The following is a 22,400-nucleotide window of genomic DNA, read 5'->3' as shown; positions in this document are numbered from 1 at the left end:
AAGAACAGATCGCGCCGCAATGATCGCGTTCAGACCCCGCGCCGCGCGGCGGCGAACCCCTTGATCGCCCCGAACAGCACCCGCGCCCCGGTCTCGATATCCGGCAGGCTCGCGAATTCCGCCGGGTTGTGGCTGATCCCGCCCCGGCAGCGCACGAATATCATGGCGATCGGCGCGATCGCCGCCACCGCCATGCCGTCATGGCCGGCGCCGCTCGGCAGGGCGAGGACGGGGAGGTCCTCCGCGGCCATCGCCTCCCGGACCAGATCCGTCAGGCCGGGATCGCACGGGATTGCCGCAGCCTCGTGCAGCGGGCGCGTCTCGAGATCGAGGTGGCGACGTTCCGCGATTGCAGCGACGGCCGCTGTGATGTCGGCGAGCGCGGCGAGACGCTGGCCATCGTCGGGGGCACGCAGATCGAGGGAGAAGCGCACCGCCCCGGGAATCGTGTTCACCGCGCCGGGATGCGCCTGGATCCGGCCGACGGTCCCGACCAGATGCGCCTCGCCCCGGCAGCGTGCCTCGACGGCGAGCACGCATTCGGCGGCGCCGGCCAGAGCGTCGCGCCGCTCGCTCATGGCGACCGTGCCGGCATGGCCGGCCTCGCCGGTTAGGGTGAAGTCCAGGCGGCTGGCGCCGGAAATCGCGGTCACGACGCCCACCGGCAGGCCGGCCTTCTCGAGCATCGGCCCCTGCTCGATATGCAACTCGAGATAGCCGAGAACCGCATCGGGCGATCGTGCCGCGGACGCGATCGCCGCGGGATCGAGCCCGTAATCCCGCATCGCCGCAGCGAGGGTGACCCCGTCCGCGTCGGCGACATCGAGCACAGCCGGGTCGAGACGGCCCGCGAAGGCGCGGCTGCCGATCAGGGTCGCGGAGAAGCGCACGCCCTCCTCGTCGGCGAAGGCCACCACCTCCAAAGCGTGCGGCAGGCGGATCCCGTCGCGGGCCAGCGCCTCCACGCAGGCGATCCCGGTGATCACGCCGAGCGGCCCGTCGTAGCGGCCGGCATTGCGGACCGTATCGAGATGCGATCCGACGACGAGGGCCGGACCGCCGGGCTCGGGCCCCTCGATCCGGCCGATCAGGTTGCCGACAGCGTCGTGGCGCACCGCCATCCCGGCCTCGCGCATCCAGCCCGCGACCAGGGCCTCGGCCCTGGCCTGCTCGGGCGTCAGGTAGAGGCGGGTGATCGTGCCGGGCTCGGCCGTGATCGCCGCCAGCGCGTCGAGGCGCTCCTGAATGCGCGGGGCGAAGTTCATCGCGCCGGCGGTTCCATCCGCGGCGCGTTGGCGAGCCGCAGCACCGTCTGCAGCAGGACGTCGGCGCCGGCCGCACAATCGCCCGGGGTGGCGGATTCCGATTCGTTGTGGCTCACGCCGTCCTTGCACGGCACGAAGATCATCGCGGTCGGGACCTTGGCGGCGAGGTTGCAGGCATCGTGCCCGGCCCCGGAGATGATCCGCCGCCTTGCATGGCCGAGGCTCTCGGCCGCCGCGTCCACCGCGGCCACGATGGCCGGATCGAAGGGCACGGGCTCCTTGCGCCAGATCCGGGTGAGCGCGATCTCCAGCCGGCGGCGCTCGGCGATCTCGGTGGCGGCCTCGCGCAGGCTCGCCTCTATGGCGTCGAGGGCGGGCGAGCGCGGGTCGCGCACATCCACCGTGAAGGCGACGCGGCCCGGCACGACGTTGCGGGACGGCGCCAGGATCTGGGCCTCGCCGATCGTCGCCACCGCGGAGGGCGCGTGCGCCAGGGCGATCCGCTCCGCCGCCAGGGCGAATTCGGAGAGCGCCAGCAGGGCGTCCCGGCGCCGCGGCATCGGGGTCGTGCCGGCATGGCTCTCGAAGCCGGTGATCAGGCCGTCGAACCACATGATCCCCTGGCCGCCTTCCACGACGCCGATGGTCTTGCCCTCGGCCTCCAGGATCGGGCCCTGCTCGATATGCAGTTCCACGAAGGCGCCGATGGCGCGGGCGCCCACGTCTTCGGCACCCCGATAGCCGATCGCGTCGAGCGCCTCGGCCACGGTGATGCCGGCGGCGTCACGCTTGGCCAGGATCTCGTCGGTGGTGAAGTCGCCGGCATAGGCGGCCGAGGCCATCATGGCGGGGGCGAAGCGCGAGCCCTCCTCGTTGGTCCAGTTGACCACCATCAGCGGCGCCTCGGTCTCGAGGCCGGCATCGTTCAGGCTGCGCATCACTTCGAGCCCGGCCAGGACGCCGAGCACACCGTCGAACTTGCCGCCGGTGGGCTGGGTGTCGAGATGCGAGCCGAAGGCGATCGGCGGGCGGCTCATGTCGCGGCCCGCCCGCACGGCGTATTGGGTTCCGAGCGCGTCGACTGTGACCGTGAGCCCGGCCGCCTCGCAGGCATCCCGGAACCAGTCGCGGACCCGGCCGTCCTCGGCTGACAGGGTCAGCCGGTTGATGCCGCCGGCCGGGGTGCCGCCGAAGGCGGCGGTCTCCAGGATCGTGGCCCAGAGCCGTGCGCTGTCCGCGCGCAGGTTGTGGGTCTTGCTCGGATTGGTTTCGGCCATGGCGGGTCCTCTCACGGCGCGACGCTGTGCGGCAAGATCATCGAACGCCCTTATCGGGTGTCGCGCCGGCCGGGAGCAACGGTGATGCCAGGCGCCCCGGTCACACCGGCGGACGCCGCACCGGATTGGCGCGCAGCAGACCCTCGCCATCGACCTGGAGGGCGACGGCGATCTCGCCCAGGGCATTCGCCTCGATGCCGCTGATCCCATCCTGGTCGGCCACGTCGGCGGCGATCAGGAAGACGTTCTCGCGCTGGCTCGCCGGCCGCTCGACGATCGCCGAGACGTGGCGCAGATTCTCGGCGCGGCCGAGCCGGGTGCGGGCCCGGGCGATGCCCTCGTACAGCTCCGTCTCCAGCATCAACGCGTCGTAGCCCTTCACCAGAACCGGATCGGCGCGCAGGCCGTGCAAGGCGGCGTCGAATTCCTCGCCGGCCACCTCGCCATCGGCCACGATGACGTTGGCCGCGGCCGAAACGGCGGCGAGCATCAGGGCTTTGTCGCCCGCATAGGCCGTCATGGTACGGCCGACACGGCTGAAAATGTCGCTCAGAAGGCTCATGCCGAATATTCGAGGTGTCCGCCGGAGCAAGAGGGATAGCAGAGTGCGGTGCGGAAGGAAGCCGCCTGGAAGCACCCGGACGACGCGACGCGGGTCCGGCTTCCCGGCAGGATTTCGACACGGACGCGTTTCAGAAATCCTCCGGCAACATGCGTATGTGAATCATGCATCCAACCGCGTCCCCAGCGCGGTGGGCGGGAGCCCGGGTCCGCTATCCCCCCCTCAGGCGGGCCCGGTTCCATCTCAACGCCGTCGGGACGGAGCGCGGGTGGCCCCAACCGCGCCTGCCGTTCCGACGGCGGTCTCGCAGCTTCAATGGCCGAGCGCGCGCCCCGCTGTGCAGGGCACCGCGCGCTTCGTGCCGAGCCGCTCAGAACCCAGCACGGATCGGCTGTCTCACGCCGCAGCGGTGCGCCTGCGGGAAAGCGTCAGCGCCAGAACGGCTTGACGTCGAGCAGTTCGGAGCGCGCCTCCGCGGCGGCATTGAGCAGGTCCTGGGTGCTCGCATCGTCCAGAGCCGGCATCGGCCGCCCGCCGAGGCTTTCCGTCATCGACCGCGCGGTCTCGATATCGTTGAGCGCGCCGAGATGGTCCTGCAGGTCCGACAGCGCGGCGCCGAACTTGTCCTGACGGCGGCGAGCCTTCTTCTTCGGGAACAGCTCGGCGAAGAATTCCGCCCCGTAGCGGAGTTTCTTCGCAGCGATCCGCGCCCGGTGACGGGTATGCGGATCGAGCTTCTTCAGGCCGCGGCCACGCTTCTTCAGGCGCTCGCGGGCGCGGTCGAGGACTTGGGCCGCGAAGGCTCGGCCGTCCTCGGCGGCGGCCTCCTGCCTGGCCCAGGCGCCGGCCTCGATCCAGCCGGCGAAGTCGATGATCAGCCCGCGCCATTGCGGGCTTTCCAGGGTTGCCAGCACGGAATCGTAGGCTTTGGCGCGCTCGGTCTCGGCCAGATCCCGCAACGCGTCCAGATCCGCGTCGCCCGGGCGTTCCTTGGCCAGGCGCGGCAGCGTCTGGCTGAGGAACACATCGAGGTTGCGGGCGTGGCCGAAGGGCTCGGTGACGCGCTTGATCTCGTCGCCGAAGCTGATCGCGCGCGGGTCGCTCTCCAGGATCGGGGCAAACAGCGACAGCGCCGAACGCAGCCGCCGCAGCGACACGCGCATCTGGTGCAGGGCCTCCGGGGCATGGCTCGCCAGGAAGGCGGTCTCGTTGAGCCGCATATGGCGCAGGCACGCGCGCGCCACCCGGCGGAACACCTCGCCGGCGCTCGCATCGTCGGGCAATTCGACCGGCTCGGCCTTGACCACGGACGGGCTGGTGCCATCGATCAGGGCGAAGCCGCGGCTGCTCTTGGCGGTGGCGCTCAGGCGCAGCGGCACGGTCTCGGCGAGCGTCTGGGCCAGGGCGAACAGGTCGGCCGGCTCGCCCTCGGCGATCTCGAGCTCGACCTCGCAGATGGGCGAAGCGCCGGACGGGCTCTCGACCCGCCCCTCGTCCAGGGTCACGAGAATCCGCGACTCACCCTGCCGGACCGGAATCACCCGGCGGGTGATCATCGTGGAGAACAGGCGCTCCAGCGGCGCATCCGCCTTGCGCAGCACCTTCTCGGCCGCGGTGTCGGCCCAGGCCGCCGGATCGGGCGTCTCGCCCGCGATCTCGGTCTCCCACTCAGACCGGTCGAACAGGCCAACGCCGCCCTGCCCGGCCTTCACGGTCTGGATGTGCCGGCCGCCCTGATTGCGCACCCGCAGGGTGAGCCCGGCGGCGCGAAGGTCCTGATTCGGCGTGTCGTAATAGGTGCTGACGAGGAGCTCGGGCTCGGCGCCTTCGGCCCCCTGGAGCCGCGGATGGGCCGCCAGCGCGGTCAGGTTGGAACCTACGCAATCGAGCTTCAGCTCGATCTCGCGGGGGTCTGCCACGGCGTGGCTATCGGTCTCGCTCATGCTCTCCTCTTCGAAACGTCCGGTTCTTAACTCGGCGGGGCGCCCACCGGGTTGCATCCGAGCGTCACGATAATCGGTCTAGGCCGGGCCCTCGCGGCGTTGCAATCGCGGGCGGGCGGAAATCGGGCCTCAGGCCGCGCCGGGGCGCCCGGCCCGGGCCCGGGTGCGGATCTTGAAGCGCTCCAAATTTGCGCTTTCCCAAATCGGGAGGCCGTGGCAAAACCGATTGTCCACAATTGATCTGCCTCCTGTGCTTCGGCCCCGCCCGTTCGGCGGCGAACGGCGCGACGCGGTGCCAGGTAGACGGAATCCCTCACTGTGAGAGCGGTGCGCCCCGCGTGGACGGTTGCGCCGCGGAGATCGTCGGGTCGGTGGCTCCCTTGAAGACACTTCTGGTCGGTGTGATCGGGCATGTGGATCACGGCAAGACGGCCCTGGTCCGGGCGCTCACGGGAGTCGAGACGGATCGGCTGAAGGAGGAGCGGGACCGCGGCGTCTCGATCGTCCCCGGCTTCGCGCTGCTGGCCTCCGAGCAGGGCGAGATCGACCTGGTCGACCTGCCCGGCCACGAGCGATTCGTCCGCGCCATGGTCTCCGGCGCCACCGGCATGAGCGCCGTGCTGCTGGCGGTCGACGCCAACGAAGGCATCAAGCCGCAGACGGTCGAGCATCTGGAGATCGCCCGGCTGATCGGTGTCCGCCGCGGCGTGCTGGCGCTGACGAAATCCGATCTCGCCACCCCCGCCACGATCACGGCGCGCGCTGCCGAGATCGCCGCCGCCGCCGCCCGCGCCGGGCTCGAGGCGCCGCCGGTGATCGCCACCTCGACCCTCACCGGCGCCGGGATCCCGGACCTCGCCCAGGCCCTCGCCGCCCTGCTGGCGGAGGCGGAGCCGCGGGTCGATGACGGGTTCCCCTACCTGCCGGTCGACCGGGTCTTTACCCGGCCGGGCTTCGGCACGGTGGTGACCGGCACGCTGCGGCGGGGGACGCTGGCGGTCGGCGACACGCTGGAGATCGTGCCCGGCGGCCGCAGCGCCGTGGTGCGCAGCCTCCAGATCCACGGCCGCCCGGTCGAGCGCGCCGAGCCCGGCCGGCGGACCGCGGTGGCACTGCGCGGCGTCGGCCTCGACGAGATCGCGCGCGGCGACGCGCTTACGGTGCCGGGCCTCCTCGCCCCGTCGCAATGGCTCGACGTCGCGCTCACCGCCGCGTCGAGCGCGGATGCCCCGCTCGCGGGCGGGAGCGCCTGCCGGCTCCTGTTCGGCACCACCGAGGTCGAGGCCCGGCTGCGCCTCCTCGACCGCGATGCGCTGGAACCGGGCGCGACCGCGCTGGCGCAGCTGCACCTTGCCGAACCGGTCACCGTGCCGGCCCGCGAGCCCTTCGTGCTGCGTCTCGATTCGCCGCCCGCCACGGTGGCGGGCGGCCGGGTGCTCTATCCGGCGAGCCGCCGTCGGCGGCGGCACGATGCCCGGGTGCTCGCGGACCTCAACGCGCTGGCGACGGGCAAGCCGTCCGATGCCGTGGCGGTTCGCCTGGCCCAGGCCGGTGCGGCCGGCGCGACGCTGCCCGACCTTGCCCGCGCGGCCGGCACCGGCCTCGAGCGGGCTCGGCAGATGCTCGCCGCATCGGGCGCCCGGGAGGCCGGCGACCGGTTCATCGGGGCCCCGGCCTTCGCGTCGCTGCGCACCGCGGCGCTGGCGGCCCTGTCCGGGCATCATCGGGACAACCCGATGGAGCACGGCATCGCGCTCGAGCGCCTCGCCAAGCTCCTGTCGCTTCCCGAGCCCCTGACCGGACTGGTGCTGCGCGACCTGGCCGCGACCGGCGGCACGGTCCAGGCCGGCGCGTTGTGGCGCCGGTCCGATTTCGACCCGGCCCGCAACGAGAGCGACACGGCGCGCAAGCTCGAGCAGCTGTTCCGCCGGGCCGGCCTCAACCCGCCCGACGAGAGCGAGGCGGTGGGCCGCGATGTCCGCCGGCGCGAGGCGCTGACCTATCTGGTCGGGGCCGGAACGGTCATCCGCGCGATTGACCGGGTTCAGCGCCGGGCGGTGCTGTTCCACCGGGAGGCGGTGGCGGTCGCCCGGACGCGGCTCGCGGAGGCGTTCCCGAACGCCACGACCCCCGAGACCGGCTTCCTGGCCCGGGAGGCCGGCGCCGCCCTGGGAATCTCACGGAAATTCTCGATCCCGCTCCTCGAACATCTCGACGCCGTCGGCTTCAGCCGCCGGACCGGCGACCGGCGGGTGATCGTCGATCTGGAGCCGGGCGGGCGTTGAGGCGCCGATACTGGGGCTAGTAGCCCTCGCCCGGCCAGTCGCCGATGCCGGGCTCGTAGCAGGTATATCCGATCAGGCAGGCTGGGCTGTCCCGGGTTGGCCGGAAGGCGCGGCGGGCGATCTCGGTGATTTCGCAGAACGACCGGTCCCGCACGAAACGGTCATAGGTCTGGCCGCCGGTCCCGAGCACGATCGCGCCACGGGCCTGGACCAGCCCGGCCGCCTGCCGACAGGTCATGGTGGTGCTCGACGGGCGCGTCTGCGCCGCGGCGGGAGCCGCGACCATCAGGGCGGCCGCGGCGATCCGGATCATCATCGGGTCTGCCTGGCTCGATCGGCGTGCATGTCAGGACAACGCCACCGGATTCGGGACTTGCGCTGTGTCGGTTCGCCACGGACCGGCAAGGCCCGGGCGCGGCGGCCTCCTTACTCCTCGAACGCCTCGACATGCACGGTGCCCGGCTCCTGGCGTCGGGCGCTCTCCTCGATCCGGGCGAGCTGCGCCTCGGCCCGTCCGCAGGGAAAGCCGTAGCGCTCCTGCACCCGCGCGCTGGCACTGCCGAGGGCGAGGCGGGTCAGCGCCAGAAACTCGTCGAGGGCGTAATCCTGACCGACGGCGAGGTGGTCCTTGATCACCAGGGACGGCGAGTAGCAGGCCTCGCGGCTGCCATCCGGCCAGCGGATGTGGAAGCGCATCTCAGGCATCGCCGGGGATCCGTGTGGTGTTCCAGGCGCCGGATCCCGTGGCGATCGCCGCCACCGGCGCAGGTCCCGGAACCAGGGATGCGTAGGTCGGCAGATGTCGGGCCGCGCAGGCCTCCCAGGCATGGGCGCGGGCGACCTCGAAGCCGGCGACCCGCAGGCGGACGCGCCGGGACGGGTCCAGGCTCGCCTGCATCGCATCCGCGATGGCGTCCGGTTCGTCGGGCTCGACCGCGAGCACCTCTTCGGGGGCGAGGTACTCGGTGAAAGGCGGGCGCGCCGACACGATGACCGGCGTGCCGCAGGCCATCGCCTCCAGCACGCACAGCCCGTTGCCCTCGCTCAGCGAGGGGAAGACCAGGGTGTCGGCGATCCGGTAGAGACCGGGCATGTCGCGCTGGGCGATCGGCCCGGTCCGGATCACCGGCTTGCCCGGGCCGACTTCCAGACCCTCGCGCTCCAGCGCGGCGCAGCACCGGGCCTCGTAGCCGGCATGGTCGAGAAGCGAGACGCCGCCGGCCACGACGAGCTGGGCGTCGGGGATCCGGCCGCGCAGGCGCGCGAAGGCCTCGATGATCGCCAGCGTGTTCTTGCGGGCCTCGAACCCGCCGACGCTCAGGAAGACCGGTCCGGCCCCGAGGCCGAGACGGTCGTGCAGCTCGGGATCGCCGGGGGCCGGCTCGGGCGTATAGACGGCTCCGTCCACGCCGTTCCCGACCACCTCGGCCTGGGCGCCGTATTCCGCCGCGATGGCGGCGGCCCAGGCCCGGCTGACGCAGAGCAGCCGCCCGGCATCGAGGATGGCCCGGTCCTGCCACTGGCTGAGCTGCGGGTCCGGAAGCGTGTCGATGTGGTGGACCGTGCGGACGAAGCCGGGGATCAGCCGCCGTCGGGTCAGCGTCGCGAGGGCGTTGCCGCTGATCCCGCAATGGGCGTGGAAGACGTCGAAATCGCAGGCTGCCGGGGTCGAGAAATGCGACAGGTAGTCGGCGATCCTGGACCGGACCAGCGCGACGGTCGGCTCGGCGACCGGCTTGGCCGCCACCGACACGACCGGGCAGCGTGCGTCCCGGAAGAAACCGCGGCCGGTCGGATCGGGGGCGTGGACCACCGCCTCGTGGCCGAGGCCGCACAGGGCCTCGCCGAGCGCCAGGGCATGGACCACGCCGCCGCGGGGATTGGTCGAGTGCGTGAGGATTGCGATGCGCAAGCGGGCGACCATGGGACGGCTCACCGAGGCCTGCAGCCGGTTCGGACATCGCGCTCGACGTCCCGGACCAGGATCCCCGCCGCCCTCTCGGGGATCCGTGCCGACCCAACGCATCGATCGTGCCGAACGCGGTCCCGGTCGGCGGCATCGGCAATAAAACGTCAGGTTTCGCTGTCCCCGCGACGACGCCCCCCCGGTCTGAGCCACGGCGTCGCGCTCCGGAACTGTGGTCCGGCGGCGTCATTGCCGGGGAGACACCCGGGCACCGAGGGCATCGTCTTGCTCCGAAAGAGGGCACACCCCCTTTCGGGACGATGCTCGAGTCGCGGGAGACGGTGGAGAATCCCAGCCTTGCGCAACACCCTCATCGCCGCCGCCATGGCCACGCTGCTCGCCGGTTCGGCGGGCGCCGCCGACAACCCGCAACTCGGCAAGCCGTCGAGCGACGCCCTGCCGCCGGTCGAGCTGACCATCACCCTGCAGGACGGCAAGCCGGTCTGCGCGCCCGCCGAGATCCGCCTGCCGGCCAACACCAACGTGATGCTGCAGGTCGTCAGCCAGGCCAACGTGCCGGTGACGATCACCGCGGAAGGCCAGTTCGAGCAGGGCCACCTGCTGCACGCCGACGGCGATCTCGTCCACGTCATGAGCGAGAAGGGCTATACCGTGAAGGCCAATGGCCGCGGCACGCTCAAGCTGCGCACCCTCGATGCCGGCGAGCACAGCTACGGCTGCACCGCGAACAACAAGCGGGACGCGCCGTTCGTCGGCAAAATGGTTCTGTCCCCGCCGGCCGGCTAAAACCGAACCCGCCCACCGATGACGCCGCGCGGTTCCGGCCGCGCGGTCGTCCGCTGTTAATTTTGCGTTACGAATTCACTTTGCCTTCAAGGGACCGGCGGAACCGCTCTTTTCAAGTCCCTGTGTCAGATTGTATCTGTCGTTAACGAGCGGCGGAGCAATCGGTCCCGTGTCCCAGAATCCGACATCTTTCAGTCCCGCCAAGCCGCGCCGTAAGCGGCTTCGGGATGTGTTGATTCTGTGCGGCCTGCTGATGGTGCCCACTGCGGTGCTCGCCTACGCGGATCTGCTGCCCGATTCACTCGACCTGCTCGGCATCGATCTGAGCGAGAGCCCCGACCTGCCACATGTCGCCCGGCAGATCGCCATCGGCGCGCCGCTCAAGATCGTGGCCTTCGGCTCGTCCTCCACGGAGGGCATCGGCGCCTCGAGCCCGGCCAATTCCTACCCGTCCCGCCTGCAGGTCGACCTGCGCAAGAAGCTGCGCGGCATGGATGTCTCGGTGATCAACCGGGGCATCGGCGGCGAGCATGTCGACGACATGCTCAAGCGCCTGGACCGCGACGTGATCGCGGCCGAGCCGCAGCTCGTCATCTGGCAGACCGGCAGCAATGACCCGCTGCGCGGTGTCTCGCTCGACCATTTCCGCGACGCCACCGCCGCGGCCATCCGTCGGATCCGCGAAGCCGGCATCGACGTGGTGCTGATGGAGCCGCAATGGTGCCCGAAGCTCGATTCGACGCCCGGCTCCTCGCGGTTCCGGGACGCCGTGCGCTCGATCGGGGCTGAGCTCGACGTGCCGGTGATCCGCCGGGCCGACTTGATGCATGGCTGGGTCCGCGAAGGGAAACTCACCGCCAAGCAGCTCTTCGCCTCGGACGGCCTCCACATGGCCGATGGCGGCTACGCCCTGCTCGCCCAGGCGGCGGCCGATTCGATCCTCACCGATGCGGGCTCGGTCCACACCGTCGAGGCGGTTGCCGAGTAGCCGACGGCTGGACGCGGCCGGCAAAGCTCCCCATCTCGGCCGGACCGAGATCGGAGCTGAAACCTTGAGCCACGACGCCTTCAGGTACGACGACAGGGGCTCCGTGCCCCAGATGCACGCGACCACGATCCTGATGGTCCGCAAGGGCGGCCGCGTCGTCGTGGGCGGCGACGGGCAGGTGAGCCTCGGCCAGACCATCGTGAAGGGCAATGCCCGCAAGGTTCGGCGCCTGGCCAAGGGCGCGGTGATTGGCGGCTTCGCGGGCGCCACCGCCGACGCCTTCACGCTGTTCGAGCGGCTGGAGGCCAAGCTGGAGCAGTATCCCGGCCAGCTCACCCGGGCCTGCGTCGAGCTCACCAAGGATTGGCGCACCGACCGCTACCTGCGCCGCCTCGAGGCGATGATGGTCGTGGCCGACAAGGAGGTCAGCCTGCTCCTGTCCGGCTCGGGCGACGTTCTGGAGCCGGAGAGCGGCGTGATGGCGATCGGCTCCGGCGGCAACTACGCCCTGGCGGCCGCCCGCGCCCTCGAGGACACCGACCTCGACGCCGAGGCGATCGTGCGCAAGGCCATGGCGATCGCCGCCGAGATCTGCGTCTACACCAACGGGAACCTGGTGATCGAAGCGCTCGATCAGACTTGAGCGCCTCCCGCCCCCGATTCGAGCGTGAGCCGCGATCGGGAGTGCTTAACGCGGTATTGAACAATTCTGCTTAGTTTCAGCCGGCGCATACTCGGACTGGAACTAAAATGAACATCGGCGGGAAACTCCTGGCCTTCGTGGGCGCCTGCAGTCTCACGACGCTGGTCGTGGCCGGCGTGAGCGTCGCCACGCTGCAGAGCTTCGAGCGTTCGCTGGGGCAGGTCGAGGGCGCCTCGACCCGCGCGCTCTACGCGGCCAATTTTAACCGCCTCGCCGCCGAGGTGACGATGGATTCCCGCGGCGTCTACGCGGCCGCCGACGCCACCGACGCCGCCAAGTACGCTGCCGGCGTCCGCAAGGGCCTCGCCGACATGGACGCGCTCCGCGCCGCCTGGGCGCCGCTGGTCACCGAGGATGAGCGGCCACTCTTCGACGCCATGGCGCGCAACGCCGACGCCTACCGGACGATGCGGACTGCGATTGCGCAGGCCGGCGAGACGATCGGCCCGCGCGCCGCCGCGGATCTCGGCTTCAATGACGCGAACCGCGCCAACCGCAAGGCGTTCCAGGCCGGCATCGACGCGCTGGTGAGCCGCGGACGCGACGAGATGGCGACCGTGAAGGCGCAGACGCAGGATCTGTTCGCGGCGCGCACCCGCCTCCTGCTCGGACTCGCCTTCCTGGGCACCCTCGCCTGCGCCGCCCTCGGGCTCCTCGTGGGGCAACGCCAGATCGCCCGGCCGCTGCGGGCGGTCTCGGAGGCGATCCAGCGCCTATCGCGGGGCGACCTGACCCTCCCGGCGGTCAAGGCCGGCCGCGACGAGATCGGAGCGATCTGGACGAGCATGGCGGTCTTCGCTGGGACGATGCGGGAGGCTGAGACCCTGCGCCTGGAGCGTGAGCGGACCGGCACCGAGGCGGCCACCCGCAAGCGCGCCGAGATGGTCGGCTTGGCCAACCAGTTCGAAGGCAGCATCGGCGGCCTGGTCGGGCATCTCGCCAGCGCCGCCGCCGGTATGGAGCGGGCCGCCGCCGCGATGGCCGGCAATGCCGAGCGTACCGACCAGCAATCCCGGGCCGTGACCCGCGCCGCAGAGACGACGGCGCACAATGTCGAGGCGGTGGCCGCCGCCACGGAAGAGCTCGCCGCCACCGCCAGCGAGATCGGCGTCCAGGTCTCGCAGACCTCCGAGGCCGCGGCGGGCGCCGTCGAGGCGACGAGGCGGACCCGGTCGAGCGTCCAGGCCCTCGCCCGCACCGCCGACGGCATCGGGCAGGTCGTGTCGCTGATCTCGACCATCGCCGGCCAGACCAACTTGCTGGCCCTCAATGCCACCATCGAGGCAGCTCGCGCCGGCGAGGCCGGGCGCGGTTTCGCGGTGGTCGCCACCGAGGTGAAGGCCCTGGCGACCCAGACCGCCCGGGCGACCGACGAGATCGCCGGGCAGATCGCCGCCATGCGCGCGGCGACCCACGAGGCGGTCACCGCGATCGAGGAGATCGGCGGCACGATCGAGCAGGTCCACGGCATCGCGATCGGGGTTGCCTCGGCCGTGGAGCAGCAGCAGGTCGCCACGCAGGAGATCGCCCGCAGCGTCGCTGAGGCGGCCAGCGGCACCCGCGCGGTGACCGAGACCATGTCGCTGGTGCTCGAGGCCGCCCACGAGACCGGGGCCAGCGCCGGCCAGGTCCTCGACGCGGCGGCCGACATCGCCCGCCGGTCCGACGGGCTCGGCGGCGAGGTCGCGGGCTTCGTGGCCCAGGTGCGGGCCGCCTGACGCCGCCGATGTTGCATCGCGATGCCAGGACCCGTAGGGTCTGAGGCATTCGCAAGGACCCGGTGAAAGCCCGGGTGGCTCTTCCGGCCGCCGATCCGCCGGACCACGCATCCGAGACGCCACACGATCCGCCCATCGAGCGGACGCGCGTCTCGTGCGGATTTTCATCACATGCAACGCAGCACAACCGGAACCGGCGGCCCTCTCGGGTCGTGGGTGTCCAATATCCGCGGCGATACCCTGTCGGGCATCGTCGTCGCCCTGGCGTTGATCCCGGAGGCGATCGGCTTCTCGGTCATCGCCGGGGTCGATCCCAAGGTCGGGCTCTACGCCTCGGTGGTCATCGCCTGCACGATCGCCTTCGCGGGCGGGCGCCCGGCCATGATCTCGGCCGCCACCGCCGCCACCGCGGTGGTGATGATCGACCTCGTCCGCGAGCACGGCGTCCAGTACCTGTTCGCCGCCACCATCCTGATGGGCGTGATCCAGATCCTGGCCGGCCTGCTCAAGCTCGGCCGGCTGATGCGGTTCGTCTCGCAATCGGTGATGACCGGCTTCGTCAACGCATTGGCGATCCTGATCTTTCTCGCCCAGCTGCCCGAGCTCACGGGCGTCACGCCGGCAACCTACGGGCTGATCGCCCTGGGGCTAGCGATCATCTACGGCGTCCCGCGGATCACCCGGGCGGTGCCCTCGCCCCTGGTGGCGATCGCGGTCCTGACCGCGGTGACGGCGATCTTCCACCTCGACGTCCGCACGGTCTCGCATCTGGGCGCCCTGCCCTCGACGCTGCCGAGCTTCGCCCTGCCGGACGTTCCCTTCACCTTCGAGACCCTGCGGATCCTGCTGCCCTACGCGGCGACGCTCGCCGCCGTCGGCCTGCTGGAGAGCCTGCTTACCGCGCAGATCGTCGACGACCTGACCGATACCGGCAGCGACAAGAACCGCGAATGCATGGGCCAGGGCGTCGCCAACATGGCGTCGGCCGTGTTCGGCGGCATGGGCGGCTGCGCGATGATCGGGCAGTCGGTCATCAACGTCTCCTCGGGGGCGCGGGGCCGGCTGTCGACGCTGGTCGCGGGGGCCTTCCTGCTGCTGCTCCTCGTGGCGCTGCAGGACCTGCTGGCCGTGGTGCCGGTCGCGGCGCTGACGGCGGTGATGATCATGGTCTCGCTCAACACCTTCTCCTGGCGGTCCCTGGCGCAGCTGCGCACCAACCCCCTGCCCTCCTCGGCGGTGATGCTGGCGACCGTGCTGGTTGTGGTCGCCACCAAGGACCTGGCGCAGGGCGTCCTGGCCGGCGTGCTCCTGTCCGGCGTGTTCTTCGCCGGCAAGGTGTCGAGGCTCAGCCAGGTCACCGCGACGCTCTCGGAGGATGGCCGGACCCGGACCTACCGGGTCACCGGGCAGGTGTTCTTCGCCTCGGCCGGCACCTTCTCGGAGGCGATCGACGTGCTGGAGCCTGTGGATCGCCTCGTCATCGATGTGCAGGACGCGCATTTCTGGGACATCTCGGCGGTCGCCGCCCTCGACCGCGTCGTGCTGAAGGCGCGCGGCCGCGGGCGGATCGTCGAGGTCGTCGGCCTGAACGCCGCCAGCGCGACGCTGGTCGAGCGATTCGGAACGCACGACAAGCCCGGCGCCGCGGCGTCGCCGGCGGGACACTGAGCCGGTAAGCTGGCCCCTGCGGCCGCGCGCCGCCTCTTGCGTCGCGCGCGCCGCGACCCCATTCCCGGCCTGGGCCCGTGGTTTCGTCGGGCCGGGAAAAACAGGATGGCCCAGCGGTGACGACGTTCTCTCCGCGCGAGATCGTGTCCGAACTCGATCGCTTCATCGTCGGACAGCAGGACGCCAAGCGCGCCGTCGCGATCGCCCTGCGCAACCGCTGGCGCCGCCAGCAGCTCACCGGCCCGCTCCGCGAGGAGGTGGCGCCCAAGAACATCCTGATGATCGGGCCGACCGGCTGCGGCAAGACCGAGATCGCCCGGCGCCTCGCGCGGCTTGCCAACGCCCCGTTCCTGAAGATCGAGGCGACCAAGTTCACCGAGGTCGGCTATGTCGGCCGCGACGTGGAGCAGATCGTGCGCGACCTCGTGGAGGTGGCGATCGGCCTGACCCGGCAGGTGAAGCGGGACGCCGTGAAGGCCAAGGCCGAGGCGGCCGCCGAGAACCGGATCCTCGACGCCCTGGTCGGGCCCACCGCCAGCCAGGCGACCCGCGACAGCTTCCGCCGGAAGCTGCGCGACAGCGAGCTCGACGACAAGGAGGTCGAGCTGGAACTGGCCTCCGGCGCCCCCGCCGGCCTGCCGATGTTCGAGATTCCCGGCATGCCAGGCGCCTCCATGGGGGCGATCAATATCGGCGACGTGCTCGGCAAGGCGCTGGGCGGCCAGCGCGGCAAGCCCCGCCGGATCCTGGTCCGGGACGCCTATGCGCCGCTGCTCGCCGAGGAATCCGACAAGCTGGTCGACGACGACGCCCTGATTCGCGAGGCGATCCGCGAGGTCGAGAACAACGGCATCGTCTTCCTCGACGAGATCGACAAGATCTGCGCCCGCGAGGGCCGCTCCTCAGGCGACGTCTCCCGCGAGGGTGTGCAGCGCGACCTGCTGCCGCTGATCGAGGGCACGACGGTGGCGACCAAGCACGGCCCGGTGAAGACCGACCACGTGCTGTTCATCGCCTCGGGCGCCTTCCACGTCTCGAAGCCCTCCGACCTGCTCCCCGAGCTCCAGGGCCGCCTGCCGATCCGCGTCGAGCTGCAGCCGCTGACGGTGGACGATTTCCGCCAGATCCTGACCTCTACCGAGGCCAGCCTGCTCAAGCAGACCGTCGCCCTGATGGAGACCGAGGGCGTGACCCTGACCTTCACGGACGACGCCGTGGACGCGCTCGCCCGCGTTGCCGTCGAGGTGAACTCTTCCGTGGAGAATATCGGCGCCCGCCGCCTTCAGACCGTGCTGGAGCGGGTGATTGACGAGATCTCGTTCACGGCGACCGACCGCTCCGGCGAGACGGTGCCGATCGACGCCGCCTATGTCCGGGCTCGGGTCGAGGATCTGGCGGCCAACGCGGATCTGAGCCGGTTCATTCTGTGACCACCCTCCCGGAGCGAGGGCCCGTTTCGGTCCTCCTCCCGGTCGCCGCGCTGGTGACCGGCATGATCTCGCTGCAATACGGCGCGACCATCGCGAAGAACCTGTTCCCGGTCGTCGGCGCGGCCGGGACGTCGGCCCTGCGGGTGGGTTTCTCGGCGCTGATCCTGATCGCCGTCTGGCGCCCGTGGCGGCGGAGCCTGGCGCGGCGCGAGGCGGGGTGGATCGCGCTCTACGGGATCACCCTGGGGGTGATGAACCTGCTGTTCTACCTGGCGATCGCGCGGCTGCCGCTGGGGCCGGCCGTGGCGATCGAGTTCGCCGGGCCGCTCGCCATCGCGCTGATCGCGTCGCGCCGCACCACGGACTTCCTGTGGATCGGCGTCGCGGTGGCCGGGCTCGGGTTGCTCCTGCCCATCGCGCCCACGAGCCCGCTGGACCCGCTCGGCGTCGCTCTCGCCCTCGGGGCGGCCCTGGCCTGGGCGCTCTACATCCTGTTCGGTCAGCGCGCCGGCCGGATCGACGGCGGACAGGCGGTGTCGCTGGGGATGCTGGTGGCCGCCCTCGTGGCGGCGCCGTTCGGCCTGGCCGAGGCCGGCGCGGCCCTGCTGGCCCCGGGCGTCCTGATGGCCGGCCTCCTCGTGGCGCTCCTGTCGAGCGCCCTGCCCTACTCGCTGGAGATGTTCGCCCTGCGCCGCCTCGACCGGAAGAGTTTCGGCGTGCTGATGAGCCTGGAGCCGGCGGTCGCGGCCTGCGCGGGCTTCGCCCTGCTGGGCGAGCGGCTCGGCGCCGTCCAATGGCTCGCCATCGGGCTGGTGATCGCCGCCTCCGCGGGCATCACGGCCACCAGCCGCAGGCCGGCGCAGGAACGGGTGATCGAGGAGGTCTGAGAAACGTTATTTGCCGGCGAGAACGCGCGAAGCGACGTTGATGTATTTGCGGCCGGCTTCCTGGGCGTGAAGGACGGCGTCGCCGAGATTCTCCTCGTCGCGGACGCTCGCCAGCTTGATCAGCATCGGCAGGTTGATCCCCGCCACCACCTCGACCGAGCCGCCGTTCATACACGACAGCGCAAGGTTCGAGGGCGTGCCGCCGAACATGTCGGTCAGCACCACCACACCGTCACCGGTGTTCACGCGACAGACCGCGGACATGATGTCCCGCCGTCGCAATTCCATATCGTCTTCCGGCCCGATCGTGATCGTCTCGATCTGATCCTGAGGGCCGACCACGTGCTCCAGGGCGGCCTTGAATTCGGTCGCCAATAGCCCGTGAGTGACGAGCACCATGCCAATCATCGACACGTGTTCCAACGTCCTCTGTCTGCCGCCATGTTGTGCAATGCACAGGTCCCAACAAGGCGATCGCGACGTTTTTGCTCGGACATTACCGCGATCATGCCATGCGGGCTCGGCGCGCGCTATGGGGTCTCACCACCGTGACGCGAATCAACGGCCTGTGCGGCTGCGAAGTCACGGCTTGCCCTTTCGCAATGCCGCACGAATCAGCAACGTTGCTAATCCGGCCCGCCGCACCCCTCGATCAAGCACCAGGCGGGGCAGCCGAAGGCCGAGGATTCCGGCGTCCTCCGGTGGTTCCGGCAGGCGCGGCGCGTCCGTGACCAGATCGGCCACGAGATTCAGGACCGTGTCCGGACGGAGCCTGAGGCCGAGATCGGCGGCGGAAAGGATGCCCTGACCACGGATCTCGACCCGGCCCGCCAAGGTCTCGTGAGGTCGAGCGAGCAGCGAATCGGCGTGCCGTTCGCAGATCACCCGGTCATCCGCGACGAGCGCTCCGTCCGGCTCGGCGGCGAGGAGCACCGCGAGGCTCGACTTGCCCGAGCCGGACGGGCCCCGAATCAGGATGCCGGCATCGCCCAGGGCGACGCAGGCGGCGTGAAGGCTCGGCATCAGGCGTGGAGCTGGCGCGGCGCTGCGGGAAGGCGGACCGTGAAGCGGGCGCCGCGCACCGTGGGCTCGCCGTCCTCGTCGGGGGCGCCGGGGCGGTTCTCGGCGCGGATCGTGCCGCGATGGGCCTGGACGATCTGCCGGGAGATCGACAGGCCGAGGCCCGAATTCTGTCCGAAGCCCTGCTCGGGCCGGTCGGTATAGAAGCGCTCGAAGATTCGCTCCAGGGCGTGCTCCGGGATGCCCGGCCCCTCGTCCTCGCAGACCATCTCGACCTCGCCACGGACCCGGCGCAAGGCGACCCGCACCTTGGCGTCGGTGGGCGAGAACGACCGGGCATTGTCCAGCAGGTTGTTGACCACCTGCCCCAGCCGGCTGTCGTGGCCGATCACCGTGAACGGCGCATCCTGGTCCGCGATCCCCTCGACGTCGAGCTGGATCAGGCAATCCTTCGGCCGGCGGCGCTCGTTCGCCACCGAGACCACCGTGGTCAGCAGCTTCTTCAGGTCGACCCGGCGCGCCTCGGCCCGGGCGAGTTCCGCGTCGAGCCGCGAGGCATCGGCGATGTCGCTGATCAGCCGGTCGAGGCGCTTCACGTCGTGCTGAATGATCGCCATCAGCCGACCGCGCGAATCGTCCGACTTCGCCAGCGGCAGGGTCTCGACCGCGCTGCGCAGCGAGGTCAGCGGGTTCTTCAACTCGTGGCTCACATCCGCGGCGAAGCTCTCGATCGCGTCGATGCGCCGGTAGAGCGCCTGGGTCATGTCCCGGAGCGCCCCGGACAGATGGCCAATCTCGTCGGTGCGCTGGGTGAAGTCCGGGATCTCTTCCCGGGTCTTGATCCCCATCCGCACCTTTTCGGCGGCCTCCGCGAGACGGCGCACCGGGCCCGCGATGGCGCCAGCGAGCAGCGCGGAGAGCACCACCATCACGGCCGAGGCGACCAGGAACACCTGGAGCAGGCCGAACCGCTCGGACGCGATGACCCGGTCGATGGCATCGCCCTGCGTCGAGATCAGCAGCGCGCCGCGCACCGAGCCGGCGCGATGGATCGGCACCGCCACCGAGACGGTGGTCTCGCCCAGCGCGTTGCGGCGGACCAGGCTGCCGCGATTGCCGTTGAGCGCCGCCTGGACCTCGCGCAGCGAGTGGCCGTTCACCGGCCCGGTCTCCTCGGGCTGGGCGGAGCGGCTGCCGAACAGGGCACTCAGCTTCGTCTGCACCGCCTGGAAGGCGGATTCGAGCATGCCGGCCTTGTGCGGCTTGGCGGCGATCGGATCACCGCGGCCGGCATCGCCGCGCTTGAACAGGGTCCGGGTGTCGAACAGCAGGCCGCCTTCCTGGTCGTAGACCCGGGCGCGGTTGCCGGTGGGGGTCACCAGGCGCGAGAGCAGCGGCGCCACCTTCTCGGGGTTGAGCGAGAAGGCGAGCGGCTGCGATTCTTCCTCGGCGGCCTCGCCGGCCTGCTGCTGGAGCAGCTTGTCGGGATCGATCTGGATCGTGTCCGTATCGACCGAGGCGGAGGCCGCGATGGCGCCGGCGATGATCTCGCCCTGGATCGCCAGGCTCTGGATCCGGGCCTGGATCAGGCCCTGCCGGAACTGGTTCAGGTAGAGGAAGCCGACGAGCAGGGCGATCAGCCCGACGAGGTTGAGCACGACGATGCGGCGCGTCAGGCTCGACGACGCGCGCTGGCCCACCGCGTCCCAGAGGGCGCGCGGCCAGGTCAACGGTCGGGAGAGGAGCTGGGTGAGCGAGCCGCGAGGCTCAGCGTCCTCGGCCTGGGCGGGGGTACGGCCGGTCACGGAGCGGATCCTTGGATCACGCCTCCTTGAACCGGTAGCCGACGCCGTACAGCGTCTCGATCATGTCGAAGCTCTGGTCGGTCACTTTGAACTTCTTGCGCAGGCGCTTGATGTGGCTGTCGATGGTGCGGTCGTCGACATAGACCTGATCGTCGTAGGCCGCATCCATTAGGGCGTTGCGGCTCTTCACGACGCCGGGGCGGTGGGCGAGCGCCTGGAGGATCAGGAATTCCGTGACGGTCAGGGTCACGGGCTCGCCCTTCCAGGTGCAGGTATGGCGTTCGGGATCCATCATCAGCGAGCCCCGCTCGAGCGAGCGGGCCGCGACCTCGGCCTCGCCCCGCGGGGTCGAGCCGGGGGCCTCCTTGGCGAAGCGCCGGAGCACCGCCTTGACCCGCTCCACCAGCAGGCGCTGCGAGAACGGCTTATGGATGAAGTCGTCCGCGCCCATCTTGAGACCGAACAATTCGTCGATCTCCTCGTCCTTCGAGGTCAGAAAGATCACCGGAAGGTCGGATTTCTGCCGCAGGCGTCGGAGAAGCTCCATCCCGTCCATACGCGGCATCTTGATGTCGAAGATCGCGAGGTCCGGCGGGGAATGCCGCAGACCGTCGAGGGCGGAGGCGCCGTCGGTATAGGTCTGGATGCGGTAGCCTTCGGTCTCAAGCGCGATCGACACGGAGGTCAGAATATTCCGGTCGTCGTCGACGAGGGCGATGGTTGGCATGCGCGGTCCCTGACTGAACGGGCTCAAGCGCGGTCCCGGCTCTTCGCACGGGCCGCGCTTCATCCCGGCCCCCGAGGGGCAGGCGGAAGTGCGAACCGGGCCGGTTTCGGCGCCGCCCGGTTCGCGCAACGGGACAGGTGCTTTAGTACGGTCGATCGGAAAAAGCGAGCGGCGGTCATAGCTTGGCCATAAAGGCCGATCTGACGCGGGCCGCGGCGCTCGTGCGCCGGCTAAGGCATCGCTACCATGGCGCCCGATTGTGGCGGCGGTTCGAAACCCGGGGGATTCCATGGCGGATGTGAGCACAGGTGCGTCGGAACAGCGCGAGCCGGCCCGCCCGCTTCCCGCCGCGGACGCGCCGTTCGACGCCATCGGGTTGTCCCGGATGCTGCTGCGGAGCATCCGCTCCGGCGCGCTGGCGACGCTCGACCCCGAGGGGACGCCCTTCGCCTCCCTGGTCACCATCGCAACCGACCAGGACGGCACGCCGCTGATGCTGCTGTCGCGGCTCTCGGCGCATACCCGCAACCTGCTGGCCGACCCACGCTGCTCGCTGCTGTTCTCGCAGGGCGGCAAGGGCGATCCGCTGGCGCATCCCCGGCTCACCGTGGTCGGAAGCGCCGTCCAGACCGCCGAGCCGCGCGCGCGGGAGCGATTCCTGGCGCGCCATCCGAAGGCAAAGCTCTATGCCGACTTCCCGGATTTCGGGTTCTTCGCGTTGGATCCGAAGGCCGGCCATCTCAATGGCGGTTTCGCGAAGGCCGCGACGCTGACCCGCGCGGAGCTGCTCCTCGACCTGAGCGGGGCCGAAGCCATCGTCGCCGGCGAGCGCGGCGCGGTCGAGCACATGAATGCCGACCATGCCGACGCGCTGGCACTCTACGCGGCCGCGGCCGGTGCGGAGGCCGGGCTGCCCTGGCACCTGACCGGGCTCGATCCGGAAGGCATGGACCTGATCGCAGGCGAGCGCACCGCGCGGGTGGTCTATCCGGAACGGGTCACCGATATGGGCGGCCTGCGCAAGAGCCTCGTCGCGATGGCGGCGCAGGCACGCGGGGGTGTCGGAACGGCCGAAGCGTAACGCCCGAGATCGCCCTGAGGCATGGCGAAGCGCGGTGTGCTGCACCATATCCGCGCGATGAGCGACACACAGACAGACACCTACCCATTCAGCCTCGATGTGCAGCCGGTCGGCGAGAGCGGCTCGATGTTCCAGTGGAGCATCCGCAAGCACGGCAAGCTGCATCAGCGCTCCGACCGGAAGCACCCGACCGAGTCGAAGGCTCGGACCCATGGCGAGGCCGAGATCGAGCGCCTGATCCGCGACCGCGGTCGCTGATCGCCTGACCCGATCGAATGAGACGGCGGGGGCCGGATCGCGCCGGCTCCCGCCGCATGCGCGTTCCGGC

The 22,400-nt window shown here is 70.8% G+C and carries 21 protein-coding genes and 1 other annotated feature; of the genes, 10 read left to right on the top strand and 11 right to left on the bottom strand.

Annotated features, from left to right (window positions below):
* Nucleotides 1–29 precede the first annotated feature (29 nt).
* The 4 genes from WYO_RS09315 to WYO_RS09300 all read right to left on the bottom strand — a co-directional run bounded on the left by WYO_RS09315 (nucleotide 30) and on the right by WYO_RS09300 (nucleotide 5,047).
* The gene (locus WYO_RS09315) at nucleotides 30–1,265 is read right to left on the bottom strand and encodes an allantoate amidohydrolase (protein WP_007561578.1); all 1,236 of its coding nucleotides are present in this window, start codon (nucleotides 1,263–1,265) and stop codon (nucleotides 30–32) included.
* On the bottom strand, nucleotides 1,262–2,542 hold the full coding sequence (locus WYO_RS09310) for a Zn-dependent hydrolase (RefSeq protein WP_007561576.1): 1,281 nt from the start codon (nucleotides 2,540–2,542) through the stop codon (nucleotides 1,262–1,264). The genes WYO_RS09315 and WYO_RS09310 overlap by 4 nt, the downstream gene beginning before the upstream one ends.
* 100 nt (nucleotides 2,543–2,642) lie before the next feature.
* Nucleotides 2,643–3,104 (bottom strand): tellurite resistance TerB family protein, encoded by a 462-nt coding sequence (locus WYO_RS09305; RefSeq protein WP_007561571.1) that lies wholly within the window; start codon nucleotides 3,102–3,104, stop codon nucleotides 2,643–2,645.
* Nucleotides 3,105–3,532: 428 nt separating this feature from the next.
* Nucleotides 3,533–5,047, bottom strand: coding sequence for a CYTH and CHAD domain-containing protein (locus WYO_RS09300; protein ID WP_007561570.1), 1,515 nt, complete (start codon nucleotides 5,045–5,047; stop codon nucleotides 3,533–3,535).
* 371 nt (nucleotides 5,048–5,418) lie between these two features.
* Between WYO_RS09300 and selB the strand changes: the two genes are divergently transcribed.
* Nucleotides 5,419–7,332 (top strand): selenocysteine-specific translation elongation factor, encoded by a 1,914-nt coding sequence (gene selB / locus WYO_RS09295; protein ID WP_244424121.1) that lies wholly within the window; start codon nucleotides 5,419–5,421, stop codon nucleotides 7,330–7,332.
* 16 nt (nucleotides 7,333–7,348) lie between these two features.
* Here selB and WYO_RS09290 read toward each other — a convergent pair whose 3' ends face one another.
* The 3 genes from WYO_RS09290 to WYO_RS09280 form a co-directional block, all read right to left on the bottom strand.
* Nucleotides 7,349–7,648: a hypothetical protein gene (locus tag WYO_RS09290; protein ID WP_007561560.1), complete on the bottom strand. Its 300-nt coding sequence runs from the start codon at nucleotides 7,646–7,648 to the stop codon at nucleotides 7,349–7,351.
* Between the two features lie 110 nt (nucleotides 7,649–7,758).
* On the bottom strand, nucleotides 7,759–8,037 hold the full coding sequence (locus WYO_RS09285; RefSeq protein ID WP_007561559.1) for an MSMEG_0570 family nitrogen starvation response protein: 279 nt from the start codon (nucleotides 8,035–8,037) through the stop codon (nucleotides 7,759–7,761).
* Nucleotides 8,030–9,256 carry an MSMEG_0565 family glycosyltransferase gene (locus tag WYO_RS09280; RefSeq protein ID WP_007561558.1) on the bottom strand — a complete coding sequence of 409 codons (1,227 nt, stop codon included), beginning with the start codon at nucleotides 9,254–9,256 and terminating at the stop codon, nucleotides 8,030–8,032. Before WYO_RS09280 ends, WYO_RS09285 begins: the two co-directional genes overlap by 8 nt.
* Before the next feature lie 339 nt (nucleotides 9,257–9,595).
* Between WYO_RS09280 and WYO_RS09275 the strand changes: the two genes are divergently transcribed.
* The 7 genes from WYO_RS09275 to WYO_RS09245 all read left to right on the top strand — a co-directional run bounded on the left by WYO_RS09275 (nucleotide 9,596) and on the right by WYO_RS09245 (nucleotide 17,439).
* Complete coding sequence (locus tag WYO_RS09275; protein WP_007561557.1) at nucleotides 9,596–10,045, top strand: hypothetical protein; 450 nt, start codon at nucleotides 9,596–9,598, stop codon at nucleotides 10,043–10,045.
* A gap of 253 nt (nucleotides 10,046–10,298) precedes the next feature.
* The gene (locus tag WYO_RS09270; RefSeq protein ID WP_128754974.1) at nucleotides 10,299–11,033 is read left to right on the top strand and encodes a GDSL-type esterase/lipase family protein; all 735 of its coding nucleotides are present in this window, start codon (nucleotides 10,299–10,301) and stop codon (nucleotides 11,031–11,033) included.
* A gap of 112 nt (nucleotides 11,034–11,145) precedes the next feature.
* Nucleotides 11,146–11,676 (top strand): ATP-dependent protease subunit HslV, encoded by a 531-nt coding sequence (hslV, locus tag WYO_RS09265; protein WP_039902562.1) that lies wholly within the window; start codon nucleotides 11,146–11,148, stop codon nucleotides 11,674–11,676.
* A 107-nt stretch (nucleotides 11,677–11,783) separates the two neighbouring features.
* Nucleotides 11,784–13,454, top strand: a complete 1,671-nt coding sequence (locus WYO_RS09260; protein ID WP_007561554.1) for a HAMP domain-containing methyl-accepting chemotaxis protein — start codon at nucleotides 11,784–11,786, stop codon at nucleotides 13,452–13,454.
* Between the two features lie 52 nt (nucleotides 13,455–13,506).
* Nucleotides 13,507–13,562 (top strand) — a sequence feature (sul1 is cis-regulatory element that is thought to sense ions involved in sulfur or methionine metabolism; They are found in Alphaproteobacteria).
* Between the two features lie 63 nt (nucleotides 13,563–13,625).
* Nucleotides 13,626–15,122 (top strand): SulP family inorganic anion transporter, encoded by a 1,497-nt coding sequence (locus tag WYO_RS09255; RefSeq protein ID WP_007561553.1) that lies wholly within the window; start codon nucleotides 13,626–13,628, stop codon nucleotides 15,120–15,122.
* Between the two features lie 116 nt (nucleotides 15,123–15,238).
* Nucleotides 15,239–16,552: an ATP-dependent protease ATPase subunit HslU gene (hslU, locus tag WYO_RS09250; RefSeq protein ID WP_007561552.1), complete on the top strand. Its 1,314-nt coding sequence runs from the start codon at nucleotides 15,239–15,241 to the stop codon at nucleotides 16,550–16,552.
* Nucleotides 16,553–16,614: 62 nt separating this feature from the next.
* Nucleotides 16,615–17,439 carry a DMT family transporter gene (locus WYO_RS09245; protein WP_128754973.1) on the top strand — a complete coding sequence of 275 codons (825 nt, stop codon included), beginning with the start codon at nucleotides 16,615–16,617 and terminating at the stop codon, nucleotides 17,437–17,439.
* Nucleotides 17,440–17,445: 6 nt separating this feature from the next.
* Here the strand turns inward: WYO_RS09245 and WYO_RS09240 are convergent, their stop codons facing one another.
* The 4 genes from WYO_RS09240 to WYO_RS09225 form a co-directional block, all read right to left on the bottom strand.
* Nucleotides 17,446–17,847 (bottom strand): PTS sugar transporter subunit IIA, encoded by a 402-nt coding sequence (locus tag WYO_RS09240; RefSeq protein ID WP_007561549.1) that lies wholly within the window; start codon nucleotides 17,845–17,847, stop codon nucleotides 17,446–17,448.
* Between the two features lie 174 nt (nucleotides 17,848–18,021).
* Complete coding sequence (locus WYO_RS09235) at nucleotides 18,022–18,462, bottom strand: aldolase (protein WP_007561547.1); 441 nt, start codon at nucleotides 18,460–18,462, stop codon at nucleotides 18,022–18,024.
* A complete protein-coding gene (locus tag WYO_RS09230; RefSeq protein ID WP_007561545.1) occupies nucleotides 18,462–20,264 on the bottom strand; it encodes a sensor histidine kinase in 1,803 nt (600 codons plus the stop codon). The genes WYO_RS09235 and WYO_RS09230 overlap by 1 nt, the downstream gene beginning before the upstream one ends.
* 16 nt (nucleotides 20,265–20,280) lie before the next feature.
* Nucleotides 20,281–20,991 carry a response regulator transcription factor gene (locus tag WYO_RS09225; RefSeq protein ID WP_007561543.1) on the bottom strand — a complete coding sequence of 237 codons (711 nt, stop codon included), beginning with the start codon at nucleotides 20,989–20,991 and terminating at the stop codon, nucleotides 20,281–20,283.
* Nucleotides 20,992–21,289: 298 nt separating this feature from the next.
* On the opposite strand from WYO_RS09225, the gene WYO_RS09220 reads away from it, so the two are divergent.
* Nucleotides 21,290–22,072 carry a DUF2470 domain-containing protein gene (locus WYO_RS09220; RefSeq protein ID WP_244424119.1) on the top strand — a complete coding sequence of 261 codons (783 nt, stop codon included), beginning with the start codon at nucleotides 21,290–21,292 and terminating at the stop codon, nucleotides 22,070–22,072.
* Between the two features lie 21 nt (nucleotides 22,073–22,093).
* Nucleotides 22,094–22,330 carry a hypothetical protein gene (locus tag WYO_RS09215; protein ID WP_007561538.1) on the top strand — a complete coding sequence of 79 codons (237 nt, stop codon included), beginning with the start codon at nucleotides 22,094–22,096 and terminating at the stop codon, nucleotides 22,328–22,330.
* Nucleotides 22,331–22,400 lie beyond the last annotated feature (70 nt).

The sequence above is a fragment of the Methylobacterium sp. GXF4 genome, from assembly GCF_000272495.1.
GTDB lineage: Bacteria > Pseudomonadota > Alphaproteobacteria > Rhizobiales > Beijerinckiaceae > Methylobacterium > Methylobacterium brachiatum.
The sequence above is the reverse complement of the archived record's forward strand: the minus strand, read 5'-3'. Positions and strand labels throughout refer to the sequence as shown.

Coding starts and splice junctions, on each gene's coding strand:
- WYO_RS09310 (WP_007561576.1), bottom strand. CDS start 2,542: ATGGCCGAAACCAATCCGAGCAAGACCCACAACCTGCGCGCGGACAGC.
- WYO_RS09305 (WP_007561571.1), bottom strand. CDS start 3,104: ATGAGCCTTCTGAGCGACATTTTCAGCCGTGTCGGCCGTACCATGACG.
- WYO_RS09260 (WP_007561554.1), top strand. CDS start 11,784: ATGAACATCGGCGGGAAACTCCTGGCCTTCGTGGGCGCCTGCAGTCTC.
- WYO_RS09300 (WP_007561570.1), bottom strand. CDS start 5,047: ATGAGCGAGACCGATAGCCACGCCGTGGCAGACCCCCGCGAGATCGAG.
- WYO_RS09290 (WP_007561560.1), bottom strand. CDS start 7,648: ATGATGATCCGGATCGCCGCGGCCGCCCTGATGGTCGCGGCTCCCGCC.
- WYO_RS09280 (WP_007561558.1), bottom strand. CDS start 9,256: ATGGTCGCCCGCTTGCGCATCGCAATCCTCACGCACTCGACCAATCCC.
- WYO_RS09240 (WP_007561549.1), bottom strand. CDS start 17,847: ATGATTGGCATGGTGCTCGTCACTCACGGGCTATTGGCGACCGAATTC.
- WYO_RS09245 (WP_128754973.1), top strand. CDS start 16,615: ATGATCTCGCTGCAATACGGCGCGACCATCGCGAAGAACCTGTTCCCG.
- WYO_RS09225 (WP_007561543.1), bottom strand. CDS start 20,991: ATGCCAACCATCGCCCTCGTCGACGACGACCGGAATATTCTGACCTCC.
- WYO_RS09215 (WP_007561538.1), top strand. CDS start 22,094: ATGGCGAAGCGCGGTGTGCTGCACCATATCCGCGCGATGAGCGACACA.
- WYO_RS09270 (WP_128754974.1), top strand. CDS start 10,299: ATGGTGCCCACTGCGGTGCTCGCCTACGCGGATCTGCTGCCCGATTCA.
- WYO_RS09285 (WP_007561559.1), bottom strand. CDS start 8,037: ATGCCTGAGATGCGCTTCCACATCCGCTGGCCGGATGGCAGCCGCGAG.
- WYO_RS09315 (WP_007561578.1), bottom strand. CDS start 1,265: ATGAACTTCGCCCCGCGCATTCAGGAGCGCCTCGACGCGCTGGCGGCG.
- hslV (WP_039902562.1), top strand. CDS start 11,146: ATGCACGCGACCACGATCCTGATGGTCCGCAAGGGCGGCCGCGTCGTC.
- WYO_RS09255 (WP_007561553.1), top strand. CDS start 13,626: ATGCAACGCAGCACAACCGGAACCGGCGGCCCTCTCGGGTCGTGGGTG.
- WYO_RS09235 (WP_007561547.1), bottom strand. CDS start 18,462: ATGCCGAGCCTTCACGCCGCCTGCGTCGCCCTGGGCGATGCCGGCATC.